Annotated in this window: 2 protein-coding genes and 1 pseudogene; all 3 read left to right on the top strand. The window is 66.6% G+C overall.

Annotated features, from left to right (window positions below; all coding sequences use genetic code 11):
* Nucleotides 1-222: pseudogene (locus EN781_RS31830) on the top strand (succinate--CoA ligase subunit alpha); the annotation flags it as partial.
* Nucleotides 223-310: 88 nt separating this feature from the next.
* Nucleotides 311-1,279: a D-glycerate dehydrogenase gene (locus EN781_RS31825; RefSeq protein WP_126054041.1), complete on the top strand. Its 969-nt coding sequence runs from the start codon at nucleotides 311-313 to the stop codon at nucleotides 1,277-1,279.
* A 71-nt stretch (nucleotides 1,280-1,350) separates the two neighbouring features.
* Nucleotides 1,351-1,758: phosphoenolpyruvate carboxylase (locus EN781_RS31820; RefSeq protein WP_245492702.1), on the top strand; the 408-nt coding region annotated here is incomplete at its 3' end.

The following is a 1,758-nucleotide window of genomic DNA, read 5'->3' as shown; positions in this document are numbered from 1 at the left end:
CGCGACAACATGCGCAAGCCGCTGATCGCCTACATCGCCGGGCTTTCGGCGCCGAAGGGCCGCCGCATGGGCCACGCCGGCGCGATCATCTCCGCCTTCGGCGAGTCGGCGCAGGAAAAGGTCGAGATCCTGAAGGAAGCCGGCGTCGTCATCGTGCCGACTCCCGCCTCCTTTGGCGAGGTCGTGGCCGACACGCTGGCGCGGACCAAGAAGGCGGCGTGACGGCCGCTGAAGGCCACATAACGCAAGTGAAAGTCTGTATCGGGCCGGCGCAAGCATCGCGGCGGCCCGTCGATCGGCAGGAAATTCGATGAAACCGCGTTTGATTGTCACCCGCAAATGGCCGGCCGCCGTCGAAGCGATCCTCGCCGAGCGCTTCGACACGACCCTCAACGCAGACGACACGCCGCTGAGTGCTGCCGCGATGACTTCCGCCTTCGCGGATTTTGACGCCATCCTGGCAACGGTCAGCGACCGCTTGCCTTCCGCCGTGTTTCCCGACGGCGACGCCCGCACCCGCATCATCGCCAATTTCGGCGTCGGCTTCAGCCATATCGATGTCGCGGCGGCCCGCGACCGCGACATCGTGGTGACCAACACGCCTGGCGTGCTGACCGATTGCACCGCCGACCTCGCGCTTAGCCTGATGTTGGCTGTCGCGCGCCGGACCGGTGAAGGCGAACGGCAGCTGCGGGCCGGAGAGTGGCGCGGCTGGTCACCGACCCACATGGCCGGCGCGAAGGTGTCGGGCAAGACCTTGGGTATTGTCGGCATGGGGCGCATCGGCAAGGCGACGGCCAGGCGCGCGCATTTCGGCTTCGGCATGAAGATCGTGTTCTTCAATCGCTCGCCGGTCGATGATGAGGAGACGCGCGCCATGAGCGCGGTGCAGATGCAGACTCTGGAAGGTGTGCTCGCGGCATCCGATTTCGTGTCCCTGCACTGTCCGGGCGGCGCGGAAAACCGCCATCTGATCGATGCCCGAAGCCTGCGGTTGATGAAGGATAGCGCGTTCCTGATCAACACCGCGCGCGGCGACGTCGTCGACCAGGACGCCCTGATCGGCGCGCTGCAAAGGCGCGAGATCGCCGGCGCTGGCCTCGACGTCTTTGCCGAGGAGCCGGCCGTTCCGGAGGCACTGAAGCAGTTGGAGAATGTCGTGCTGCTGCCGCATCTCGGCAGCGCGACCGAGGAAACGCGGGTGGCGATGGGCATGAAGGTGGTGGAGAACCTGACCGCCTTCTTCGAGGGGCGTCCGGTTCCCGACCGGGTCGCCTGACAGCCGGCGCCACCCTCGATTCAGGGCGCGGCTACAGCGGCAGCCGATGCGGACGGGATCAGGAGAGCGCTTTGGAACAGAGCAGACGCATCAAGTTTCGTGAGGATGAGCGCAGCCTTTTGTTGCGCCTGCTGCTTCAGGTCGCAAGCGCGCGCGAGCCGGAGATCGCCGCCGTTCTGAGCGGACGCAGGTCGCTTGTCTCCCTCGCCCCCGAGCAGCGCATCCCGGCGCTCCAGGCGAGCGGCGTATGGTTCCAGTTGCTGGCGATTGCCGACGAGTTGCTTGCCATGCGGGCGCGCCGCGAACTCGAACAAGGCGCCGGTGTCGATGAGGTGCCCGGGTCCTTTGCCAGCGTGATCGCGCAGATGGCAGCGAACGGTCACTCCGCGAAAGAAGTCCAGACGGCGCTCAGCGAGCTTTGTGTCGGCCCGACCATGACCGCGCACCCGACGGAGGCCAAGCGCGTCACGGTGCTGGAG

The organism is Mesorhizobium sp. M4A.F.Ca.ET.090.04.2.1 (assembly GCF_003999085.1).
In the GTDB taxonomy this organism is placed as follows: domain Bacteria; phylum Pseudomonadota; class Alphaproteobacteria; order Rhizobiales; family Rhizobiaceae; genus Mesorhizobium.
The sequence above is the reverse complement of the archived record's forward strand: the minus strand, read 5'-3'. Positions and strand labels throughout refer to the sequence as shown.

Bases quoted from the DNA above. Each gene is read 5' to 3' on its own strand.
- EN781_RS31825 (WP_126054041.1), top strand. From the start codon at position 311: ATGAAACCGCGTTTGATTGTCACCCGCAAATGGCCGGCCGCCGTCGAA.